General features: G+C 71.0%; 17 protein-coding genes. 9 read left to right on the top strand and 8 right to left on the bottom strand.

Features of this window, described 5'->3' with window-relative positions; translation table 11 throughout:
- Positions 1 to 46 precede the first annotated feature (46 nt).
- Both AAFF41_RS36620 and AAFF41_RS36615 read left to right on the top strand, forming a co-directional pair.
- Complete coding sequence (locus AAFF41_RS36620) at positions 47 to 1,504, top strand: catalase (protein ID WP_343325291.1); 1,458 nt, start codon at positions 47 to 49, stop codon at positions 1,502 to 1,504.
- A 358-nt stretch (positions 1,505 to 1,862) separates the two neighbouring features.
- Positions 1,863 to 2,099, top strand: a complete 237-nt coding sequence (locus AAFF41_RS36615) for a hypothetical protein (RefSeq protein ID WP_060894364.1) — start codon at positions 1,863 to 1,865, stop codon at positions 2,097 to 2,099.
- A 258-nt stretch (positions 2,100 to 2,357) separates the two neighbouring features.
- On the opposite strand, the gene gcl is transcribed toward AAFF41_RS36615, so the two are convergent.
- Positions 2,358 to 4,142: a glyoxylate carboligase gene (gene gcl / locus AAFF41_RS36610; protein WP_343325290.1), complete on the bottom strand. Its 1,785-nt coding sequence runs from the start codon at positions 4,140 to 4,142 to the stop codon at positions 2,358 to 2,360.
- A 241-nt stretch (positions 4,143 to 4,383) separates the two neighbouring features.
- Between gcl and AAFF41_RS36605 the strand changes: the two genes are divergently transcribed.
- A complete protein-coding gene (locus AAFF41_RS36605) occupies positions 4,384 to 5,241 on the top strand; it encodes a hypothetical protein (protein ID WP_425526187.1) in 858 nt (285 codons plus the stop codon).
- Positions 5,242 to 5,262: 21 nt separating this feature from the next.
- Here AAFF41_RS36605 and AAFF41_RS36600 read toward each other — a convergent pair whose 3' ends face one another.
- Positions 5,263 to 6,870 (bottom strand): AMP-binding protein, encoded by a 1,608-nt coding sequence (locus AAFF41_RS36600; RefSeq protein WP_343325289.1) that lies wholly within the window; start codon positions 6,868 to 6,870, stop codon positions 5,263 to 5,265.
- The gene (locus AAFF41_RS36595) at positions 6,867 to 8,546 is read right to left on the bottom strand and encodes an AMP-binding protein (RefSeq protein ID WP_319752357.1); all 1,680 of its coding nucleotides are present in this window, start codon (positions 8,544 to 8,546) and stop codon (positions 6,867 to 6,869) included. Before AAFF41_RS36595 ends, AAFF41_RS36600 begins: the two co-directional genes overlap by 4 nt.
- A 115-nt stretch (positions 8,547 to 8,661) precedes the next feature.
- Here AAFF41_RS36595 and AAFF41_RS36590 point away from each other — a divergent pair, with 115 nt between their 5' ends.
- From AAFF41_RS36590 to AAFF41_RS36580, 3 genes are all read left to right on the top strand, one after another.
- Entirely contained in the window at positions 8,662 to 9,501 is an 840-nt protein-coding gene (locus AAFF41_RS36590; protein ID WP_319752356.1) for a response regulator transcription factor, read from the top strand.
- Between the two features lie 286 nt (positions 9,502 to 9,787).
- The gene (locus tag AAFF41_RS36585; RefSeq protein WP_319752355.1) at positions 9,788 to 12,610 is read left to right on the top strand and encodes an AAA family ATPase; all 2,823 of its coding nucleotides are present in this window, start codon (positions 9,788 to 9,790) and stop codon (positions 12,608 to 12,610) included.
- A 272-nt stretch (positions 12,611 to 12,882) separates the two neighbouring features.
- On the top strand, positions 12,883 to 13,674 hold the full coding sequence (locus tag AAFF41_RS36580) for a S1 family peptidase (RefSeq protein ID WP_319752354.1): 792 nt from the start codon (positions 12,883 to 12,885) through the stop codon (positions 13,672 to 13,674).
- Positions 13,675 to 13,850: 176 nt separating this feature from the next.
- Here AAFF41_RS36580 and dmpI read toward each other — a convergent pair whose 3' ends face one another.
- A complete protein-coding gene (gene dmpI / locus AAFF41_RS36575; RefSeq protein ID WP_054237041.1) occupies positions 13,851 to 14,033 on the bottom strand; it encodes a 4-oxalocrotonate tautomerase DmpI in 183 nt (60 codons plus the stop codon).
- 104 nt (positions 14,034 to 14,137) lie between these two features.
- On the bottom strand, positions 14,138 to 15,004 hold the full coding sequence (locus AAFF41_RS36570; protein ID WP_319752353.1) for a LysR family transcriptional regulator: 867 nt from the start codon (positions 15,002 to 15,004) through the stop codon (positions 14,138 to 14,140).
- 52 nt (positions 15,005 to 15,056) lie between these two features.
- Here AAFF41_RS36570 and AAFF41_RS36565 point away from each other — a divergent pair, with 52 nt between their 5' ends.
- Positions 15,057 to 15,704, top strand: a complete 648-nt coding sequence (locus AAFF41_RS36565; protein WP_343325288.1) for a LysE family translocator — start codon at positions 15,057 to 15,059, stop codon at positions 15,702 to 15,704.
- A gap of 176 nt (positions 15,705 to 15,880) precedes the next feature.
- Here the strand turns inward: AAFF41_RS36565 and AAFF41_RS36560 are convergent, their stop codons facing one another.
- Positions 15,881 to 17,065, bottom strand: a complete 1,185-nt coding sequence (locus AAFF41_RS36560) for a winged helix DNA-binding domain-containing protein (protein WP_319752351.1) — start codon at positions 17,063 to 17,065, stop codon at positions 15,881 to 15,883.
- Positions 17,066 to 17,232: 167 nt separating this feature from the next.
- On the opposite strand from AAFF41_RS36560, the gene AAFF41_RS36555 reads away from it, so the two are divergent.
- Entirely contained in the window at positions 17,233 to 18,390 is a 1,158-nt protein-coding gene (locus AAFF41_RS36555) for a magnesium and cobalt transport protein CorA (protein WP_319752350.1), read from the top strand.
- A gap of 277 nt (positions 18,391 to 18,667) precedes the next feature.
- Here AAFF41_RS36555 and AAFF41_RS36550 read toward each other — a convergent pair whose 3' ends face one another.
- The gene (locus AAFF41_RS36550; RefSeq protein ID WP_343325287.1) at positions 18,668 to 19,387 is read right to left on the bottom strand and encodes a hypothetical protein; all 720 of its coding nucleotides are present in this window, start codon (positions 19,385 to 19,387) and stop codon (positions 18,668 to 18,670) included.
- A gap of 297 nt (positions 19,388 to 19,684) precedes the next feature.
- Here AAFF41_RS36550 and AAFF41_RS36545 point away from each other — a divergent pair, with 297 nt between their 5' ends.
- Positions 19,685 to 20,101, top strand: a complete 417-nt coding sequence (locus AAFF41_RS36545; protein WP_319752348.1) for a ribosomal maturation YjgA family protein — start codon at positions 19,685 to 19,687, stop codon at positions 20,099 to 20,101.
- Positions 20,102 to 20,398: 297 nt separating this feature from the next.
- Here AAFF41_RS36545 and AAFF41_RS36540 read toward each other — a convergent pair whose 3' ends face one another.
- Entirely contained in the window at positions 20,399 to 20,797 is a 399-nt protein-coding gene (locus tag AAFF41_RS36540; protein WP_319752347.1) for a hypothetical protein, read from the bottom strand.
- Positions 20,798 to 20,829 lie beyond the last annotated feature (32 nt).

Below are 20,829 nucleotides of genomic sequence, written 5' to 3'. Positions count from 1 at the left end.
CAAAGCGGAAGTCGGTTTCCGCTGCCCCTCGCATGGAAGGTCCACGATGTCGAAGCGTGTGCTTACGACCGAGTCCGGTGCTCCGGTCGCCGACAACCAGAACTCAGCCACCGCCGGCGCAGGCGGCCCGCTCCTCCTCCAGGACCAGCACCTCCTGGAGAAGCTCGCCCGGTTCAACCGCGAGCGCATCCCGGAGCGCGTGGTGCACGCCCGCGGCTCCGGCGCGTACGGCCACTTCGAGGTCACGGACGACGTCACCGGCTTCACCCACGCCGACTTCCTGAACACGGTCGGCAAGCGCACCGAGGTTTTCCTCCGCTTCTCCACCGTGGCCGACAACCTGGGCGGCGCGGACGCGGTCCGCGACCCGCGCGGCTTCGCGGTCAAGTTCTACACGGAGGAGGGGAATTACGACCTCGTCGGGAACAACACCCCGGTCTTCTTCATCAAGGACCCGCTCAAGTTCCCCGACTTCATCCACTCCCAGAAGCGCGACCCGTTCACGGGCAAGCAGGAGCCGGACAACGTCTGGGACTTCTGGGCGCACGCCCCCGAGGCCACGCACCAGGTGACCTGGCTGATGGGCGACCGCGGCATCCCCGCCTCGTACCGGCACATGAACGGCTACGGCTCGCACACCTACCAGTGGACGAACGCCGAGGGTGAGGCCTTCTTCGTCAAGTACCACTTCAAGACGAACCAGGGCGTCCGAAGCCTCTCCACCGAGCAGGCGCAGGAGATCGCGGGCAAGGACCCGAACTCCCACCAGACGGACCTCCTGCAGGCCATCGAGCGGGGCGTACGCCCGTCCTGGACCCTCTACGTCCAGATCATGCCCGCGGCCGAGGCGGCGGACTACCGCTTCAACCCCTTCGACCTCACCAAGGTGTGGCCGCACCGGGACTTCCCGCTCCAGCGCGTGGGCCGACTGGTCCTGGACCGCAACCCCGACAACGTCTTCGCCGAGGTCGAGCAGGCCGCGTTCTCCCCGAACAACTTCGTTCCGGGCATCGGCCCCTCCCCCGACAAGATGCTCCAGGGCCGGCTGTTCGCCTACGCGGACGCCCACCGCTACCGCCTCGGCGTCAACCACACCCAACTCGCCGTGAACGCTCCGAAGGCCACGACCGCGGACAACTACGGCCGCGACGGCTTCATGGCATCCAACGCGCAGGGCCGCGCCGCCAAGAACTACGAGCCGAACTCCTACGGCGGCCCGGCCGAGACCGGCCGCCCGCTGTCGGCCCCGCTGGCCGTCGCCGGCTGGACCGGCGCCCACGAGGCTCCCCTGCACACCAAGGACGACGACTTCTTCCAGGCCGGCGAGCTCTACCGCCTGATGTCGGCCGACGAGCGGTCCCGGCTGATCGCCAACATCGCCGGTGGCCTCGCGCAGGTCTCCCGCGACGACGTCGTCGAGAAGAACCTCGCCCACTTCCACGCCGCCGACCCGGAGTACGGCCGGCGCGTGGCGGAAGCGGTCCACGCCCTGCGCGAGGACTGACCCCTGACCGCGTCACCGGGCCAGACGGGAGGTCGGCCCGGTGACGCGCGGCCCGCGAGGACCTGAGCGACCCGGATGAGGGGTGGTCGCCGGTGGCACGCGGGCACGACGAGGACCGCGGCGGATGTGAGCCAGTGCGGTGGTGAAGGTCCCGGGACCCCCTTCTCGACCTGAGGGAAGGGCGGCCCCGGTTCCGTCGCGGCCGCCGCGGTCCCCGTCACACACCGAGCGAGGCGCCGGGTACGGACTCCGTACCCGGCGCCTCGGCGCGCTTCCCGGCGTGCTCCCGGGGTGCTCGGGGGTACTCCCGGCGCGCTCCCGGGGTGCGGAGTCGGCCGGAGCGCAGCAGCCTGAAAGCATGGACTATCCCAGCATCGTCGTGCACGCCCCGGCACTGGACGGCTCGCGACGGGTCACCACGGGGGACGAGACGCTCGGTGTCGCCTACCACCTCGACGACGTCATCGAGATCCTGCGACGGGCCGAGGTCGACCTGGACGAGATCGAGGTCGACAAGAGCGACATCATCGACTGGCAGGGCGGCGGCCCCGACCACTGGCCGGGATTCGAGGAGCTCGAGCTCCCGGAGGACTGACACCATGCCCCGGACACGTACTCCAGTGGACGTACGCCGACTACGCAACCCTCAAATCAAGCTCTGAACACGACTCCAGGGGCTTCAACTCACCCCCGTGATGGGCACATTCTCGGCACACGAGGCCCGCCGGCACGGGGGCGGCGGGCCTCGCGACGGGGGTACGGGGGAACACGGGGGAACAACACGAGGGGCGGCTCACCCACACGGTGAACCGCCCCTGGTACGTGCGCGACCGGTACGCGAGGAACGCGTACGTCAGACCTTCAGCGTCCTGATGGACGTGGGCGCGTGGCCCGGCTCGGTCGCGATCTCCTCGAACTCCACGACGTTTCCGATGTCGTTCGTCGTGGACATCGAGATGTTGGTGACGCGCTCCAGGATCGCCTCGACGACGACCGGCACCCGGTACTCGGCGGCGAGCTTCTTGGCCTGCTCGAAGGCCGCGCCCAGCTCGGCCGGGTCGGTGACGCGGATCGCCTTGCACCCGAGGCCCTCGACGACCTTGACGTGGTCGACGCCGTAGACGCCGAGCTCGGGCGAGTTGATGTTCTCGAACTCCAGCTTGACCTGGAAGTCGATGTCGAAGGCCCGCTGCGCCTGGCGGATCAGGCCCAGGTAGGCGTTGTTGACCAGGACGTGGACGTACGGGATCCGGTGCTGGGCGCCGACGGCCAGTTCCTCGATCATGAACTGGAAGTCGTAGTCGCCGGAGAGGGCGACGACGGAGGCCTCGGGATCGGCCTTGGCGACGCCCAGCGCGGCCGGGACCGTCCAGCCGAGCGGTCCCGCCTGGCCGCAGTTGATCCAGTGCCGGGGCCGGTAGACGTGCAGCATCTGGGCGCCGGCGATCTGCGAGAGGCCGATGGTGGAGACGTACCGGGTCTCCGGGCCGAAGGCCTTGTTCATCTCCTCGTAGACGCGCTGCGGCTTGATCGGGATGTCGTCGAAGTGCGTACGGCGCTGGAGAGTCGCCCTGCGCTCCTGGGCGGCGGCGGCCCACGCGGAGCGGTCCGGCAGCCGGCCCTCGGCCCTGAGTTCCCGCGCCACCTGGACGAACAGTTCGAGCGCGGCCCTCGCGTCGGAGGCGATGCCGTAGTCCGGGGCGAAGATCTTGCCGATCTGGGTGGGCTCGATGTCGACGTGGACGAAGGTGCGGCCCGCGGTGTAGACGTCCAGCTTGCCGGTGTGGCGGTTGGCCCAGCGGTTGCCGATACCCAGGACGAAGTCGGACTCCAGGAAGGTCGCGTTGCCGTAGCGGTGCGAGGTCTGCAGGCCCACCATGCCGGCGTTCAGCTCGTGGTCGTCGGGCAGGACGCCCCAGCCCATCAGGGTGGGGACGACCGGGATGCCCGTCAACTCGGCGAATTCCACGAGGAGTTCGCAAGCGTCGGCGTTGATGACACCGCCGCCGGCGACGATCAGGGGCCGTTCGGACTCGTTCAGCAGCCCGATCGCCTTCTCGATCTGGGCGCGGGTGGCGGCGGGCTTGTACGCCTGGAGCGGCTCGTACGTCTCCGGGTCGAACTCGATCTCGGTGAGCTGGACGTCGATGGGCAGGTCGATGAGGACCGGGCCCGGACGGCCGGAGCGCATGAGGTGGAAGGCCTGCTGGAAGACGCCGGGAACCTGGGCCGCCTCCAGCACGGTGACCGCCATCTTGGTCACCGGCTTCGCGATCGAGGCGATGTCGACGGCCTGGAAGTCCTCTTTGTGGATCACGGCGGTCGGCGCCTGGCCCGTGATGCACAGGATCGGGATCGAGTCACCGAGGGCGGAGTAGAGGCCGGTGATCATGTCGGTGCCCGCGGGTCCCGACGTGCCGATGCAGACGCCGATGTTGCCCGGGCGGGTGCGGGTGTAGCCCTCCGCCATGTGCGAGGCGCCCTCGACATGGCGGGCGAGGGTGTGGCCGATCCCCCCGGCGGCCTTGAGGGCCGCGTAGAAGGGGTTGATCGCCGCGCCCGGGACGCCGAACGCGTCGCTGACGCCCTCACGCTTGAGGATCTCGACTGCCGCACGGGCAGCGGTCATACGAGCCATGGAGTACTCCTGCTTCGGCTGTCGGATTCGCGCTCCCGTCGCGCCCCTCGGAGAGCTGGTGATTCCTGGTGATTCCGCATGCGGTGATTCCACATTGCGGAAGTTAACTTCTACTATCTGGAAACAATGTAGGTGGCGTGCCGAAGAGCGTCAAGGGTGCGCACCCCCGGCTGGATCCGCGGGAGGGACGGGCGGGGGCTGTCGGAGCGTTTCGCTGCCGCGGGCCCCCGCTTGGAGGACGATGGACACGCTGTCCCGACGTGACGTCCTGGAGTGGGCCATGGCCGAGAGCGTGCCGGTGCGGTGTCCGGCCTGCCGTCGCGAGCATCTCTTTGCCGCGCCGTCGTACCCGTGCGTGTGCGGCGCCCCCGTCACGCCTCCGCTCGACCGCCTCGCCGATCCCGCGCCGGTCACCCACCGCACCTGGGACGAGGACTGGGTCACGGTCCCCTGCGACACCTGCGGGCGCGCGGACCAGTGGCCCCATCCGGAACTGGGCTGCCCCTGCGGGGTCATGCTGCGGATTCCGGTACGAGGGGTACGGCGCCCCCTGCGCGCGGAGGTCGTGCCGGGCACCGGTGCCCCCGCGGACCTGGAGACGGAACCGGAGGCGGCACCGCACACCCCCGAGCCACCGCCCCCCGGTACGGCAGCCACCACGCCGGGAAGCCCCCTCATCCCCGACCACCTGCCACTGCCCCGCACCACTCCGACACCTCGCCCGGTGTTCCAGCCGGTGACCATCCGCACCGCCCGGGACGCCGTCACGGCGGCCGCGCTGTATCTGCGGTGGCTCGGCTACCGCGACATCCGCAGGGCGGACCAGCGCCCGCCCTCGGGCATCGGACTCGCCGCCCGCGGCATGCTGGCACAGGTGGACCCCACCGTCCGTCCGGCCACACTGCGCGACGTGGAGTGCCTGTGGCTGACGGCCATGTCGGAGTCCACGGGATGCGTCTACTTCTCCCTGGCCGGGTACGCGGACGACGCCCGCGGCCGCGCCGACGCCCTCGGGATCCCCCTCTTCGCGCTCGACCTCACGGGCACCCCCCAGCCGGTGAACACCCACGCCGACGAACTCCTCGCCACCGGGGCCTGAACCCCGGCAGCGGGGAGCGCTCTATTCGGCGTAGGTCTGCCGCAGTTCGATCTTGCGGACCTTCCCCGACACCGTCATCGGGAAGGACTCCAGGACCTGCAGGCGGCTGGGGATCTTGTAGTGGGCCAACCGGCCCTCGCAGAAGGCGCGCAGTTCCTCCAGCGTCAGGGGGTCGGCCGGGTCCAGCGGGATGACGCAGGCGAGCACCTCCTCGCCGTAGCGCTCGTGGGGCACCCCGACCACCTGGACGTCGGCGATCTTCGGATGGGCGTAGAGGAACTCCTCGATCTCGCGCGGGTAGATGTTCTCGCCGCCGCGGATGATCATGTCCTTGATGCGGCCGACGATCTCGACGTACCCGTCCTCACGCATCACGGCGAGGTCGCCCGTGTGCATCCAGCGCCCCGCGTCGACGGCCTCGGCGGTCTTCTCGGGCTCGTTCCAGTAGCCGAGCATCACGCTGTAGCCGCGGGTGCACAGCTCTCCGGCGGTGCCGCGGGGCTGCGTCACCCCGTCCGCCGGGTCGACGACCTTCACCTCCAGGTGCGGGAGCACCCGGCCGACGGTGCCGGTGCGGTGCTCCAGATCGTCGTCCCTGCGGGTCTGCAGGGACACGGGCGAGGTCTCGGTCATGCCGTAGCAGATGGAGACCTCCGCCATGTGCATCTCGGCGACCACGCGCTTCATCACCTCGACCGGGCACGGCGAGCCCGCCATGATGCCGGTGCGCAGCGAGGACAGGTCGTACGTCGCGAAGCCGGGGAGGTTCAACTCCGCGATGAACATGGTCGGTACGCCGTACAGCGAGGTGCAGCGCTCCTCCTGGACCGCGCAGAGCGTCGCCGCCGGATCGAAGGAGGGCGCGGGGATGACCATGCAGGCGCCGTGCGAGGTCGCGGCGAGGTTGCCCATCACCATGCCGAAGCAGTGGTAGAAGGGCACGGGGATGCAGATCCGGTCCTGCTCGCTGTAGGCGATCGACTCGCCCACGAAATAGCCGTTGTTGAGGATGTTGTGGTGGGAGAGGGTCGCCCCCTTGGGAAAGCCCGTCGTGCCCGAGGTGTACTGGATGTTGATGGGGTCGTCGCAGGACAGCTCGCTCCCACGGACCCGGAAGTCCTCGTACAGATCGGGGGTCCCACGCCCGATCAGGGCGTCCCAGCTCGGGTCGCCGATGTAGACGGTCTCCCGCAACTGCGGGCATCTGCCGCGCACTTGCTCGACCATCGCCCGGTAGTCGCTGGTCTTGTGGCTGAGGGAGGCGAAGAGCAGCGAGATGCCGGCCTGCTGGAGGACGTACTCGACCTCGTGGGTACGGTAGGCCGGGTTGATGTTCACCATGATCGCGCCGACGCGGGCGGTGGCGTACTGGACGAGCACCCACTCCGGGCAGTTGACCGCCCAGATGCCCACCCGGTCGCCCCTGGCGATGCCGGTGGCCAGCAGCGCGTACGCCAACTCGTCGACGCCCGCGGAGAACTGGGCGTACGTCCAGCGCCGCCCGGACGGCACGTCGACGAGCGCCTCCCGGTCCGGCCAGGCCGCGACCGCCCGGTCCAGGTTGGCCCCGATGGTGTCGCCGAGCAGGGCCGTCGCGCTGGTCCCGTGCGCGTAGGAGAGTGTGCTCACCGGAAGTCCTCCTCGCGGTACTCGGCGTCCGAGCCGGCGGCCGTGGCCTCGCGCAGCTCGATCCGGCGGATCTTGCCGGAGATGGTCTTGGGAAGTGTGCCGAACTCCAGACGGCGGATGCGCTTGTACGGCGCGAGGACCGTCCGCGAGTGTTCGAAGAGCACCTTCGCCAGGTCGGGGCCCGGTGCGTGGCCGGTGGCGAGGACGATGTACGCCTTCGGGACGGCGAGCCGCAGTTCGTCGGGGGCCGGGACGACGGCCGCCTCCGCCACCGCCTCGTGCTCCAGGAGGGCGCTCTCCAGCTCGAAGGGCGAGATCTTGTAGTCGGAGGCCTTGAACACGTCGTCGGCGCGGCCGACGTAGGTGATGTATCCGTCCTCGTCCCGGGCGCCGATGTCACCGGTGCGGTAGTAGCCTCCCGCCATCGCCTCCGCCGTGCGGTCGGCGTCGCCGTGGTAGCCGGTCATCACGCCCACCGGTCGCGCCGACAGATCGAGCGCGATCTCCCCCTCCACCGCCCCGGGCGCACCCGTGACCGGGTCGAGGAGTTCGACACGGAAGCCGGGACTCGGCCGTCCCATGGAGCCCGTCTTGAGCTGCTGCCCGGGGCTGTTGGAGACCTGGACGGCCGTCTCGGTCTGCCCGAAGCCGTCCCGGATGGTGACGCCCCAGGCGCGCCGCACCTGCTCGATGACCTCCGGGTTCAGCGGCTCACCGGCGGCGACGGCCTCGCGTGGCGGGGTGCGCAGCTGCGTCAGGTCGGCCTGGATGAGCATCCGCCAGACCGTGGGCGGGGCGCAGAAGGTGGTGACGCCCGCCCGGTCCATCTCCGCCATCAGCCGGCCCGGGTCGAAGCGCGTGTAGTTGTGGATGAAGACGGTCGCCTCCGCGTTCCAGGGCGCGAAGAGGTTGGACCAGGCGTGCTTGGCCCAGCCGGGCGAGGAGATGTTCAGATGCACGTCGCCGGGCTTGAGCCCGATCCAGTACATCGTCGACAGATGACCGATCGGGTAGGAGGCGTGGGTGTGTTCGACGAGCTTGGGGCGGGCGGTGGTGCCGGAGGTGAAGTAGAGCATCAGGGGGTCGTCCGAGTGGGTGACGCCCTCGGGCTCGAAGCTCGCGTCGGCGGCGTACGCCTCCTCGTACGACTGCCAGCCGGGCCGCGCTCCCCCCACCGTGATCCGGGTGTGGCGACCGGGCACCTCGTCGAACTTCTCGGCGTCCTCGGCGCGCACGATCACATGCCGGACGCGGCCGCGCTCGACCCGGTCGCGCAGGTCGGCGGGGCCGAGCAGGGTGGTCGCGGGGATGACGACGGCGCGCAGTTTCATCGCGGCGAGGGCCGTCTCCCACAGTTCGACCTGGTTGCCGAGCATGACCAGCACGCGGTCCTCGGCGCGTACGCCCCGCGCGCGCAGCCAGTTGGCCACCCGGTTCGAACGCTCGGAGAGGGCGGCGAAGGAGAACTCGGCGCGCTCGCCGTCCTCCTCGACGATGTGCAGGGCGGTGCGGTCGTTGCCCCGTGCGATGACGTCGAACCAGTCGAGCGCCCAGTTGAAGGCGTCCGGGCGGGGCCAGTCGAAGCCCTCGTACGCCGTGGTGTAGTCCGCACGGTGCTCCAGCAGGAAGTCCCGCGCGGCGCGGAACTCGTCCGTCGCACCGTTCGTCACCGTCATGTGTCCTCCTCGTTGCCGCACAGCCGCCTTCGACAAAGGCCCTAGCATCGTGTATTCCGTGATGGACGTCTCACCACCCCCGAACGGGGGTACGCCGCGACGAAGGGGCGAACACGTGGCAGCAGACACGGCCGAGGCGGTGGAGATGCGTGGTGCGCTGGTACGACTGCGGCGCGCCACGGGGCTGCCGGTCGCCTTCGGCGGCCTCGTCGAACCCGGTCGCGCCCAGGTACGTATCAGCGAACTCAGCGGTACGGCGACGCCCGCGCTCAGCGCCCTCGCCGTGTCCTCGGGCAACGGCCTGGGCGGCAAGGCGGTCGCGTTGGCCCGGCCCTGCGCGGTGACGGACTACTCCGCCTCCCGGCAGATCAGCCACGAGTACGACGTGGCGGTCGCCACGGAGGGCCTGTGCTCCGTGATCGCCGTACCCGTCGTCGTACGCCGCCGGGTGCGCGGGGTGTTGTACGGCGCCCTGCGCACGGCCCAGCCCCTGGGTGACCGCACGCTCGGCGCGGCGGTGGCGGCGGCCCGGGACGTGGAGCAGGCGCTGGTCGTACGGGACGAGGCGCAGGGGCTGCTGACCGTCGCCCGGGAGCCCGAACCGGCGGTCGGGAGCCCCGCGTGGGAAGAGGTCCGCGAGGCGCACGGGGCGCTGCGGGCACTGGCGCCGCGCATCGTCGACCCGGCGCTGCGGGCCGAACTGCTGGAGGCGTGCGGGCGGCTGGCGGGTGCGGCGGTGTCCGACGCCCGGACGCCCCGCGTCGACCTCGCCCCGCGCGAGGTGGACGTTCTCGCCTGCGTCGCGGCGGGAGCCACCAACGGGGTTGCCGCCGAGCGGTTGGGGCTGCGGCCCGAGACGGTCAAGGGGTATCTGCGCTCGGCCATGCGCAAGCTCGGCGCGCGCACCCGGTGGGAGGCCGTGGTCGCCGCGCGCCGAGCCGGTTTGCTCCCGTAGCTTTCCGGCTCCCCCGGCTTTGGCCGCTCCGCGGCCTCTTCCCCGTCGCTCCGCGGCCTCTTCCCCGTCGCTCCGCGGCGGTTTCCGACCCATCCGCCCCCTATGCCCGCTCCGCGACCCCCGTCACCAGCCGCTCCGCGGCCTCCTCCTGGCGTTCTCCATTCAGACGGCGACGCACTGAAATACGTTATGCCAACACTCTTGTTATTTCCCTCACCACCCCGAGACTCCGAAATTCAAAGAGTCGTTGCCTAATATTGGCTCGGACACGACAGCGAGGGGAGCGGTGACCGTGCGAGGGGACTTCAAGGAGCCTGCGAGACCCCGCCCCGACCTGGTCATCGGACGGGAGGAGCTCTTCGCGAGCGCGCGCGAGCAGCTCTCCGACGGAGGCAGCGTGCTGGTGCACGGCCCCGCCGGAATAGGAAAGTCCACCGTTCTGCGTGCGCTGGCCGCGGAATGCGCCGAATCGGCACGCACCGTCTTGCGCTGCTCGGCGACCGAGTCCGAATCCCATCTGCCCTTCCTCGCCCTGGCCGACCTCCTCGGCCTGGTGGTGGACCAGGTCTCCGACCGGCTGCCCGCCCCGCAGCGCACCGCCCTCGAATCGGCCCTCACCGGCCGCGGAGAATCGACCCTGCAACGCGACGGCCTCGCCCTGCGCCTCGCGGTCCTCTCCGTGCTGCGCGCGCTGGCCGCCCAGGGCCCGGTCCTGATCGTCGCCGACGACCTCCAGTGGCTGGATCCGGCCAGCGCAGAACTGCTCGGCTTCGCCGCCCGCAGGCTCGGCGAGATGCCCGTACGGATGCTGTCCGCGGTGCGCACCGACACCGAGCCACGGGACCAACAGCACGACCGCCATCTACGCGCGTCCCCGCCGGACACCCTGGCCGTGCGGCTCAACCCGCTCTCCCGCGCGCAGGTCGCCGAACTCCTCGGCCACCGCGGCTACACCGGGCTGCCCCGCACGACCGTCCGCGACATCCACCGCACCAGCGGCGGCAACCCGCTCTTCGCGCTGGAACTCGGCCGCGCGCTCGCCGAGAATCCCGCCCGGCCGAGCCCCGGCGAACCCCTGCCCGTGCCGACCTCGTTGCGCGCGCTCGTCCTCAGTCGTCTGGAGATGCTCTCGGCCGAAGCCCGTCGCACCCTGCTCGTCGCGAGCGCGGGCGCCCGCCCCACGCTGACGCTGCTGCACGCGGCCGGGCGCGACAACGCCGAGGCCGAGACCGCGCACGCCGCCTCCCTCGGACTGCTGGCTACCGAGCGCGAGACACCGGGCATCCGGTTCGCGCACCCGATGATCTCGGCCGCCCTGTACGCGGAGGCGAGCGCCCAGGAACGCCGCGCCGCCCATGCCGCGCTCTCCACGGCCGCCTCCGACCCCATCGAACGGGCCCGGCACCTCGCCCTGGCCAGCACCGGTACCGATCCGCAGGTCGCCGCCCGGCTCGGGGAGGCGGCGGCCGCGGCCAGGGACCGGGGCGCGCCCTCGGTCGCGGCCGGGCTCGGGCTGCTCGCGGCCCGGCACACTCCACCGGAGACCGTTCCCGGCCCGGACGAGCGGCGGTTGCAGGCCGCCGAGGACGCGCTGACCGCCGGGGAGTCGGACCTCGCACGGGACATCGCCCGCGACGCGCTCCGCCGGGTCACGGCGCCGGCGGACCGCGTCCGCGCCTGGATGGTCGTCATCGACGCGGCGGGGCAGGCCATGGCCGAGGTCGACGCGGTCTTCCCGCAGGCCCTCGCCGACGCCGGGGAGGATCCCCGGCTGCTCGCGCTCGTGCGCTACCAACTCGCCTGGCGGGCCCTGCTGGTGGAGGGCGAGATGGCCAAGGGCCGCGAGGAGGCCGCGATCGCCGCCCAGCTCGCCGCCCGCGCCGGGGACCGGCCCACCGAACTCCTCGCGCTCGGCTTCCAGGCCCAGATGGAGACCCTGATGGGCCACCCGGGCGCACCCGCCACCATCCAGCGGGCGATGCGCGAGCCGCAGGACCCCCGGGTGGCGTGCGACCACAACGGCGCCGGCGCCGCCCGCTTCCGCTGGCTGATCATGGGCGACCAGCTCGCCGAGGCCCGCACCACGATCACCGCCCTGCTGCGCGAGGTGCGGCGGCGCGGGATGGTCGAGAGCGAGGTGCACTTCCTGCGCGGGCTCGCCGAGACCGAGCTGCGCTCCGGGCACTGCGGGCGGGCGCTCGACCTGGCCCGGGAGAGCCTGCGGCTGGCCCGCGACACGGGAATCGGCGAGGCGGCCACCGCCATGTTCACCTCGCTCGCCGAGGCCGCGGGCGGCGACGTCGACCGGGCGCTGGCGCTGGCCCGGGAGGCCGTGGACCGCGCCGAGGAGGACGGCGACCTGGTCTACCTCTCGCGAGCCCTGGGCGCCCTCGGGCACGCCCAGCTGGTGGCCGGGGACTCGCTCGCGGTCGTGCAGTCCCTGCGGCGCGTACGGGAGCTGGAGGAACGGCTCGGGGTCACGGACCCGGCCCGGGGACGCTGGCACGGCGACCTCGCCGAGGCGCTGGTGCGGATCGGTGAGCCGGTCGAGGCGCAGGACGTCATCGACGCCACGCGGGCGCAGGCGCTGCGGCTCGGGCGGGAGAGCGTGCTCGCCGTGCTCGACCGGGCGGAGGCGCTGGTGCGGGCCGCGCGCGGTGAACAGGGGCCCGCGGTACGTCAGCTGACGGCCGCTCAGGACCGGCTGGGCAAGCTGGGCTACGGCCTGGAGGAGGCCCGGGCGGCGTACGCCCTCGCCGGACTGCGCACCCACCGGCCGGGGCCGACCTCCTACGACGAGGCGACGCGGCTGTTCCGCCGCTGCCGGGCGCTGCCGTGGCTGCGGCAGGTGGAGTCCGCGAGTGCGGCCGGGCCGACGGCGGCCTCGGCCACGACACCGCTCGCTCCCGCCGCGCTCGACAGCCTCGCCGCGACGGAGCGTCAGGTCGCGGCGCTGGTCATGGAGGGCGCCACCAACCGGGAGATAGCCGCGCGGCTGTTCATCAGCGTGAAGACCGTCGAGGCGACGCTGACGCGGGTGTACCGGAAGCTGGGGATACGGTCGCGGGTGGACATCGTTCGGCTGGCTGCGGGGCGCCGGAGCGGGTGAATTTCCCCGCGCCCCTTCACGGGCGCGGGGACCTGGGCGAGCAACCCCCAACAGCCCACGGCCGAACGACCGGTGACTAAACGCCGTGCCTCTCGAGCAAGGGTTTTCCCTCCCGCAACTCGCCTAGGGGGTTCCCCTCTTGGATGCGGCACCTTCCGCCTTCTAGCGTGAGCGTCGTGCCGCTCGCTCGGGCACACGGCGTCAGCCCACGGACGCCGTGCCTCACCCCCCACACCCGCGCGTCCCCCCACCGGCAACTTCTGAGGAGATCCATGTTCGGGCTCAACTGTGCCAAGAGGACCGCCGCTCTCTGCGTGGCCACCGCTGCCGCCGCCGCGACCGCTCTCCTCGGCGCGCCCGGCGCCGTCGCCGCCCCCCAGCCGATCGTCGGCGGCACGACGACGACCACCACCGCGTACCCGTTCATGATGCAGATCACGGACGCCTCGCAGAACCAGTTCTGCGGTGGCACCCTGGTCGCGGCGAACAAGGTGGTCACCGCCGCCCACTGCGTGGTCGGCGAGACCACGAGCAGCGTCCGCGTCGTCGGCGGCAGAACGTACCTCAACGGCACCAACGGCACCGTCAGCAAGGTCAGCAAGATCTGGATCAACCCCGACTACACCGACGCCACCAACGGCGACGACGTGGCCGTACTGACCCTGTCGACGTCGATGTCGTACACCCCGGCGTCGTACGTCGCCTCCACGGACACCGGCGTGTACGCCACCGGCGCCACCGCCCGCATCATCGGCTGGGGCACCACCTCGGAGAGCGGCAGCTCCTCCAACCAACTGCGCACCGCGACCGTCCCGATCGTGTCCAACTCCAGCTGCGCCGGCTCCTACGGCTCCGAATTCGTGGCCAGCGACATGGTCTGCGCCGGTTACACCAACGGCGGTACCGACACCTGCCAGGGCGACAGCGGCGGTCCGCTGCTCATCGGCGGCGTCCTCGCGGGCATCACCTCCTGGGGCAACGGCTGCGCCGAGGCCGGCTACCCGGGCGTCTACACCCGTCTGACGACCTTCTCGAGCCTGGTGAAGACGCAGATCAACTCGTAGCCACCAGTCGCCGGTGACGGTTCGTCCGTCACCGGCGGCCGACGGACCCCCAGACTCCTGAGCACCCCTCAGGTGAAAGCCAGGGGGCGTTGCGGGCCTCCACGAGCGGCCCGCAACGCCCCCTATCCATTTCCCCCCTTCCCCCGTTTCCCCCTCCTTTTGTCGGCTCTCCCCCTCTACTTGTCGGCGGTCAGCTTCCCCGCACTGCCCCAGCTGTCCGCCGGCACCTCGTGGATCCAGACGTGCACGCTCTCGGCGGGGATCCTGTACGCGTCGACGAAGGCGTCGGTCACGCGTTTGACGAGGTCCCGCTTGAGCTCGACGTCGCGCGGACCCTGCTGGATGGTGACGATGGGCATGGCTGAACTCCCTCTCCTGGGGCGGCTCCGGCCGCTTTCCGGGTACGGGTCCAGTTCATCGCGCGGGGGCTCGTCGACCAAGAAGCGGACCGCGACCGCAGCGATCAGTTCTCGTGATCGCCGCAGGCCGCGAGCAGGGCGTCCAGGTGAGGCGTCGGCGTCGCGCCGTGCACGGCGAGTCCCGTGGTGAGCGCGAGTCCCGGTGCCCGGAAGGGGACGAAGGCGACCCGGGGGCTGTGCAGGACGCGGGCGTGCGAGGCGTAGACGACCGTCCACAGCGGCCGGGTCCCGATGCTGGCGAGGGTGTCCTGCAGGGAGCCGCTCACCGGTCCGGGCAGTGGTTCGAAGCCGGCGTCGTGACAGGCCCCGACGACCAGGTCGACCAGGTCGGGGTTGGTCCGGCGCGCGGTGATGCTCAGCGGGAGTGGGGCCAGTTCGGCGAGGTCGATCCCGTCGCGGGCGGCCAGGGGGTGCCCGGCGGGCAGCGCGACCACCAGCGGATCGGGCCACAACGGCAGCACACGTACGCCCGCCAGGGGCTCCGCTCCCCGTACGAACGCGGCGTCGAGGCGACCGTCCACGACCCGCGCGAGCCGCTCCTGCGCGGGAAGCGAGACCAGCTCGACCTGGACCGCGGGCTTCCGCTCGGCGAAGCCCGCGAGCACCCGGTCCAGGTGAGCGCCGAGTCCGGTACTGGTGCCCAGACGCAGCACCTCGGCCGGGGCGACCGCAGCGCGGGCCCGGTCCACGGCGGCGAGCACCGTCCGCGCCTCGGGCAGCAGCCGCTCCCCCGCCCCCGTCAGCCGTACGTGCCGCGGTGAACGGTCGAACAGTTCGGCGCCCAGCTCCCGCTCCAGCCGCCGTATCTGCTGGCTGACGGCCGACTGCACGATGTGCAGACGCTCCGCCGCCCGCCCGAAGTGCAACTCCTCGGCGACCGTGACGAAGTAGACGAGTTGCCGCAGTTCCATGTCCGGGACTGTAGGGCCCCTGTTTGAATGGCGGCCGTTGGGGGTGATGGACATGGTGTCCACGGACCGGTTCCTGGCGTTCGCGGCGATGTCGCTGCTGGTGATCGTGATTCCCGGGCCGAGTGTGCTGTTCGTGATCGGTCGGGCGCTCGCGCACGGCCGGCGCACGGCGGTGATGACCGCGCTGGGCAATGTCGTCGGCTCGTATCTGCTGGTGGCCGCGGTCGCCTTCGGGATCGGCTCGCTGGTGGAGCGCTCGCTGACCGTCTTCCTGGTGGTGAAGCTGGCGGGTGCCGCGTATCTGGTCCTGCTGGGGGTGCGGGCGTTCCGGCACCGCAAGGAGATGAAGGCCTCGGCGTTGCGACAGGAGCCCGCGGGCGCGGCGCGCGGCGATCTGCGGACCGTCCTGGACGGCGGCCTCGTCGGCCTCACCAACCCCAAGGGGCTGGTCTTCTTCGCGGCGGTGCTGCCGCAGTTCGTGGACCACTCGGCGGGGCGGGTGCCCGTGCAGATGCTGGTGCTCGGTCTGATCCCGATCTCCATCGGGCTGGTCACCGACACCCTGTGGGGGCTGACGGCGTCGGCGGCCCGCTCCTGGTTCGCGGGCTCGGACCGTCGGCTGTCGCTGATCGGGGGCGCGGGCGGCTGCACCCTGATCGGGCTCGGGGTGACGGTGGCGGTGACGGGTCGCGCGGAGTGAGTCCCCGGACGGTCGTACGGGCGCTACGCGACTTCAGTGACGTGCGTGGCTCGGGTGATGTATGTGGTTCGGGTGACGTACGTGCATCGGGCTACGTACGTGGCTCGGATGATGTACGCGACTTAAGTGACGTACATGGCTGGGGAGACGTACATGGCTCGGGAGACGTACGTGGCTTACGCGGCCACGGTCCCGAAGCGGATGTCGTACGACGCCGACGCGCCGGCCAGTGTCCGGAGCAGCCCCTCGGCCTCCGCCACCACCTCCTCCCGCTGGACCTTCGTGAGCCGGACGAACGGTTCGATGGTGAGCACGTCCCCCTCCTGTCGCCACAAGCCCGCCAGGAAGCCGTCGACGAGCAGCGTGCAGTACGCCTGGTTGCCCGCCCAGGTACGCCCTTTGAGACCGGCGGGCACCACCCGGGAGCGGTCGGCGTGCGAGAGGAGCAGGTTGTCGAACTCGGGCAGGAAACGGGGCGGGGCCGGGGTGTCGGCATCGGGGCGGGGCGCGTCCGGGAGGTCGAAGAGTTCGACGCCGTTCTCGTCACGGAAGGTGAGCAGTCGCGGGCGGAGGCGTTCGAAGGCCTCGCGCAGCCGGGTCAGTCCCGCCCAGGTCTGCATGTCCTTCACGGAGGCGGGCCCGAACGCGGCGAGGTAGCGCAGGACGGCCGCGTCGGGGCCCGGGGAGGGCTCGGTGGGACGGCCCAGCCAGTGTTCGGCGGTGGTCAGCGCGACCTGGCCGCTGCGGCCCCACAGCCCGCGCGGGGTGACCTGGACGAGCGGCAGTCGGCAGCGGGCGGCGACCGAGAGCGCGAAGGGGTCGGCGTCCGGCCAGTGGACGAGCAGTTCCTCACGCAGCTGTTTCATCGTGTGCGGCTCGGCTTCCACCAGCTCCCGAGCGATCACGGCGAGCCGGTCCAGGTCGACACCCGCGAGCCCCCTGCGGAAGTTGTTCAGCTCCCGGTCGCGGGCGCCCTGCACGAGAGGTCGCAGGGTGAGGGCGTCGTCGGCGGTGTGGCTGTGGATGGTGGAGCGCAGGGTCACGATGCGGACGACGGCACGGTCCTCCATGGCCGTCGACAACTCCTCGGGCCGGAACCCTTCGAGTCGGGCGGCGAGGGCGTAGTACGGCGGCTTCACGTTCTGCGCCTGAAGACCCACGAGGTGCCGGACGGCGTCCGTGACGCCACGACCGGCGGAGCGGCGCAGGAGGAGCTGGCGGGCGAGGGTCGCGCGGTTGAGGGCGCGGGGTTCGAGTAGGGGTGCGGAGTGGGCGCCGACGCCGCGCCCCCTGTTCCCACCCCCGCCCCCCTTCCTGCTCCCGTCCACGCCGCTCGTCGTCGTCTTCGGCTTCGTCGTCATGGTGTGCACGCTAACGGGGCTTGCGGACACCTTCTGTCCGCAAGCCGTGAGTCCCTTCACGGGCACGCCCGCCCGGACGGTACGCCCACTGCCCGCCCGTGACATTTGACCCGTATATCCTTCTCCGTGATCACAGCGATGTACCAGCGACTTGGGAGGCAGCCGCAATGTCCGAGCGACGCCCCCGTCCGACCGCCAAGAACGGCAGAAAGCCCGTCTGGCGACGCGCCCTGAACCCGCCGGCCGCGACCGGCGTGACGCCCCCGGCGCCGCGCGCCGACCCTCCGGAGCCGGAACCCGCCGCTGACAGCGTCGTACAGGCGGCCCTGTACCGCGACGGCGTACGGGTCTCGACCCCCGCCTCCCTCGCCGACACCTTCCGAGAGCTGCGCGACCAGCCCTCCGGCATGGCATGGATCGGCCTCGCCCGCCCCACGGAGGCCGAACTCCTCTCCCTGGCGGCCGAGTTCGACCTGCATCCGCTCGCCGTCGAGGACGCGATGGAGGCACACCAGCGTCCGAAGCTGGAGCGCTACGGCGACACACTCTTCGTCGTCCTGAGCGCGGCCCGCTATCTGGACGCGGCCGAGGAGGTCTATTTCGGCGAACTGCACGTCTTCGTGGGCCCCGACTTCGTGATCACCGTCCGGCACGGCGCGGCGCCGGACCTCTCGGCGGTGCGCCGACGCATGGAGGACACCCCGGAGCTGCTGAAACTCGGTCCCGAGGCCGTCCTCTACGCGATTCTCGACTCCGTGGTCGACGGCTACGTCCCCGTCGTCGCCGGCGTCCAGAACGACATCGACGAGATCGAGACCGAGGTCTTCCGTGGCGACCCCGAGGTGTCCCGCCGCATCTACGAACTCTCCCGCGAAATGGTCGAGTTCCAGCGCGCCACCCGCCCGCTGGTCGGCATGCTGCACGGCCTGATGGCGGGTTTCGCCAAGTACGGCACCGAGGAGGAACTCCAGCGCTACCTCCGCGACGTCGCCGACCACGTCACCCACACCAGCGAACGCGTCGACGGCTTCCGCCAGGCCCTCACCGACATCCTCACCGTCAACGCCACCCTCGTCACCCAACAACAGAACGCCGAGATGCGCGCACTGGCGGAGGCGGGCTTCGAACAGAACGAGGAGATCAAGAAGATCTCGTCCTGGGCGGCCATCCTGTTCGCCCCGACCCTGGTCGGCACGATCTACGGCATGAACTTCGACAGCATGCCGGAGTTGCACTGGGCGCTCGGATACCCCTTCGCGATCGTCCTGATGGCGGTCGTATGCACCAGTCTGTACGTCATCTTCAAGCGGAAGGACTGGCTCTGAGCAATCGCCGCGAGTGGCGCCGCCGTGAGGAGGTGCGGCCTCGATCGCAGGTGCCGACGGGGCTGAGGCCGCTGGGGAGAATCCGGGGAGAATCAGCAGCGCACCGACCTCGCGGACTCTTGCGATCGCGGGCGTTGACCTGCGAGAGCCACGCCGCTGTGGCGCAATCTGGGAGCGCAGGCCAGCACGGAGAGTAGCGGGCTTGCACAGTGAAGCACCGAAACGCCGACTGGGGCACCTGTCTCAACTCGTGGGCAACCGTAGACCTTCGCGCCGACTACCCGTGGTACAGGACGCGGACGACGATCGCGTCGGCCGGCAGCTCATCGAGGTAGGCGTTGACATAGCGGCGCAGCTCCAGGCCCGCGATGCCGCGCCATTGGCCGTCCAGGGTGAGCAGGGCGTTGGTGGGCAGGACCGCCACGGCCCGCTCCTCCACGTAGGCGGCGAGGTCGTCGCCGAAGCCTCCCACCGGGTAGCTTCCGATCCGATCACGCAGATCGGGCCGTTCGTCATGGAGAGCCTTGAGGACGGCCTGGCCGAGATACTCCTCGTGAACGCGGCGGGGCGGCCAGGCGGGGTCTCCCTGGTGCTTCTCCCAGAAGAATTCCAGCGGGTGGGCGGCTGGGTGGCGGGCTGCGAAGTCGTGCCAGTCGTGGAACCGGGCGGCCTCGGCGGCCACGGGCCGACGGGCGGCGTCGAAGTCCAGGAGCCCTCGCGGGCCGCCGTCGCAGGTGCCGGGCGGGAAGACACGGGGTACGCCTCGTAGGTCCAGCTCGCCCCTGATGAGGCGCGGGTCGTCCTCGGATCTGGGGAGCACGGGGAACTCACATCCACGGCCGTCGATCTGCCAGTGGTCCCACTCACCCATCCACTCAGGGTCATCGGGTACGTCCTCGCGGTTGTAGTCGTAGGGGGCCAGGGCCGCGCCGATGGCCTCGTGGACCTCCCCTCTGTCGCAGGCGGGAAGGCACACCGTCACTCGTTCTTTCGCCATGGGCGCTCCGACTGCTTCTCTCTCGTATTTCTAGGACTCGTGCTGGGGAAGCGGATGCGCCGATGGGCCGACAGACTCGGCAATGGGCTGCTGTGGTGCCATGCCGGGGCGTCATTCACCGAACACGCCGCCACCCCCGGGATGGTAGGGCCGCGTCGGCCCTCGTGCCCGGGCTGATGGTGGCCACGTCCTGCCCGGCTCTCTACCACCGATCCATCCCCGGCCCCAGCGCCGGCGCTCGCCCGAGCACGACTAGAGCGGCTGAGCCCCGACGCAGCCGGATGAGAAAGTGTCCGCATGACAGATCCACCGGTGACCGGCGGCGGCCCGGTGCGCACCCGCCTCATGGCGGCCGGGGCGGCCGTGCTGACGGTTGTCGTGGGGCTTGGGGCCAGGGCCGGGATGGAAGGAGACATCGCCAAGTACGCCGGGGACGCGCTCTACGCCACCCTCGTCTACGCCCTTGTTGTCCTGGCCGCGCCCCGGGCGAAGCCCCTGACGGCTGCCGGGGTCGCCCTGGGGATCAGCTGGGCGGTCGAGTTCCTCCAGCTCAGCGGGGTGCCCGCGGAGCTGTCCGGGCGGAGCGTCGTCGCCCGCCTCGTTCTGGGCTCCACTTTCCATACGCCCGACCTGTTCTGGTACGCCGTCGGAGCCGCACTTGGCTGGTTCCTCCACGCCGCAGGCCGAGGTCAACCAGCGAAACGGCGCACATAGCGCCCCTGCCAGGGGTCGCGGACCAGTGCTTGCGGTTCTTGGCGTCGTCGGCCTCGCACACCCGGGGGTAGCTCCACCATCGAGGATCGAGCGCAGGAAGGTGACAGTCCCTCCACAGCACAGGCAGCAATCGACGTCGTCCTACCCCGGTCTGCGCACCAGACGTGCCGGCATCTGCACCACCTCCACTGTCAACCCGGTACGCGACCGGCCACGCTGCGGATGGCAGCCAACGCCGTGCGCCCGGAGCAGCCCACGCCGTGGCAGCCAACTCCGTGAACGTTCGTGGTCACGACCCTAGCGGACGACCTGGACCGTCACTGGCGTGGAGATGCGGTCCGTCTTCGCGTGCTGGTGGTGTTCGTCGGTCGAGTACAGCACTGAACGGAACTGCAGCTCGCCCGTGTGCGTGGCCTTGACGTTGGCGCGCGCATCGCCGTTGAAGCTCCGCGTGACGGCGTGCCAGTGGCCCCAGTGGCCGGGTTTGCCGGACCGCTCCTGTATGACGAGCACGGTGTATCGCTCGGCGTCGTCGTCACCCTGGCCGTGCACCTTCACCACGTGGCCAACATGCGCGGTGTGGGGGGTGGCCTGAATCGAGATGTCGCTCTTCGCGAACGCCGGGGATACCGCCAGTGCCGCTGAGGTCACACCCAGCGCGCCGACTACCGCGAGCCGCTTCATACCGAGCCTCATGCTCAGGTCTCCTTGGATTTCTTCGTTCCCTT

It is taken from the genome of Streptomyces mirabilis (assembly GCF_039503195.1).
GTDB classification, from domain to species: domain Bacteria; phylum Actinomycetota; class Actinomycetes; order Streptomycetales; family Streptomycetaceae; genus Streptomyces; species Streptomyces mirabilis_D.
Note: the sequence above shows the minus strand (reverse complement) of the source record. Positions and strands in the feature narration are given on the sequence as shown.

Bases quoted from the DNA above. Each gene is read 5' to 3' on its own strand.
- AAFF41_RS36620 (WP_343325291.1), top strand. From the start codon at position 47: ATGTCGAAGCGTGTGCTTACGACCGAGTCCGGTGCTCCGGTCGCCGAC.
- AAFF41_RS36615 (WP_060894364.1), top strand. From the start codon at position 1,863: ATGGACTATCCCAGCATCGTCGTGCACGCCCCGGCACTGGACGGCTCG.
- gcl (WP_343325290.1), bottom strand. From the start codon at position 4,142: ATGGCTCGTATGACCGCTGCCCGTGCGGCAGTCGAGATCCTCAAGCGT.
- AAFF41_RS36605 (WP_425526187.1), top strand. From the start codon at position 4,384: ATGGACACGCTGTCCCGACGTGACGTCCTGGAGTGGGCCATGGCCGAG.
- AAFF41_RS36595 (WP_319752357.1), bottom strand. From the start codon at position 8,546: ATGACGGTGACGAACGGTGCGACGGACGAGTTCCGCGCCGCGCGGGAC.
- AAFF41_RS36580 (WP_319752354.1), top strand. From the start codon at position 12,883: ATGTTCGGGCTCAACTGTGCCAAGAGGACCGCCGCTCTCTGCGTGGCC.
- dmpI (WP_054237041.1), bottom strand. From the start codon at position 14,033: ATGCCCATCGTCACCATCCAGCAGGGTCCGCGCGACGTCGAGCTCAAG.
- AAFF41_RS36570 (WP_319752353.1), bottom strand. From the start codon at position 15,004: ATGGAACTGCGGCAACTCGTCTACTTCGTCACGGTCGCCGAGGAGTTG.
- AAFF41_RS36565 (WP_343325288.1), top strand. From the start codon at position 15,057: ATGGTGTCCACGGACCGGTTCCTGGCGTTCGCGGCGATGTCGCTGCTG.
- AAFF41_RS36560 (WP_319752351.1), bottom strand. From the start codon at position 17,065: ATGACGACGAAGCCGAAGACGACGACGAGCGGCGTGGACGGGAGCAGG.
- AAFF41_RS36555 (WP_319752350.1), top strand. From the start codon at position 17,233: ATGTCCGAGCGACGCCCCCGTCCGACCGCCAAGAACGGCAGAAAGCCC.
- AAFF41_RS36550 (WP_343325287.1), bottom strand. From the start codon at position 19,387: ATGGCGAAAGAACGAGTGACGGTGTGCCTTCCCGCCTGCGACAGAGGG.
- AAFF41_RS36545 (WP_319752348.1), top strand. From the start codon at position 19,685: ATGACAGATCCACCGGTGACCGGCGGCGGCCCGGTGCGCACCCGCCTC.
- AAFF41_RS36540 (WP_319752347.1), bottom strand. From the start codon at position 20,797: ATGAGGCTCGGTATGAAGCGGCTCGCGGTAGTCGGCGCGCTGGGTGTG.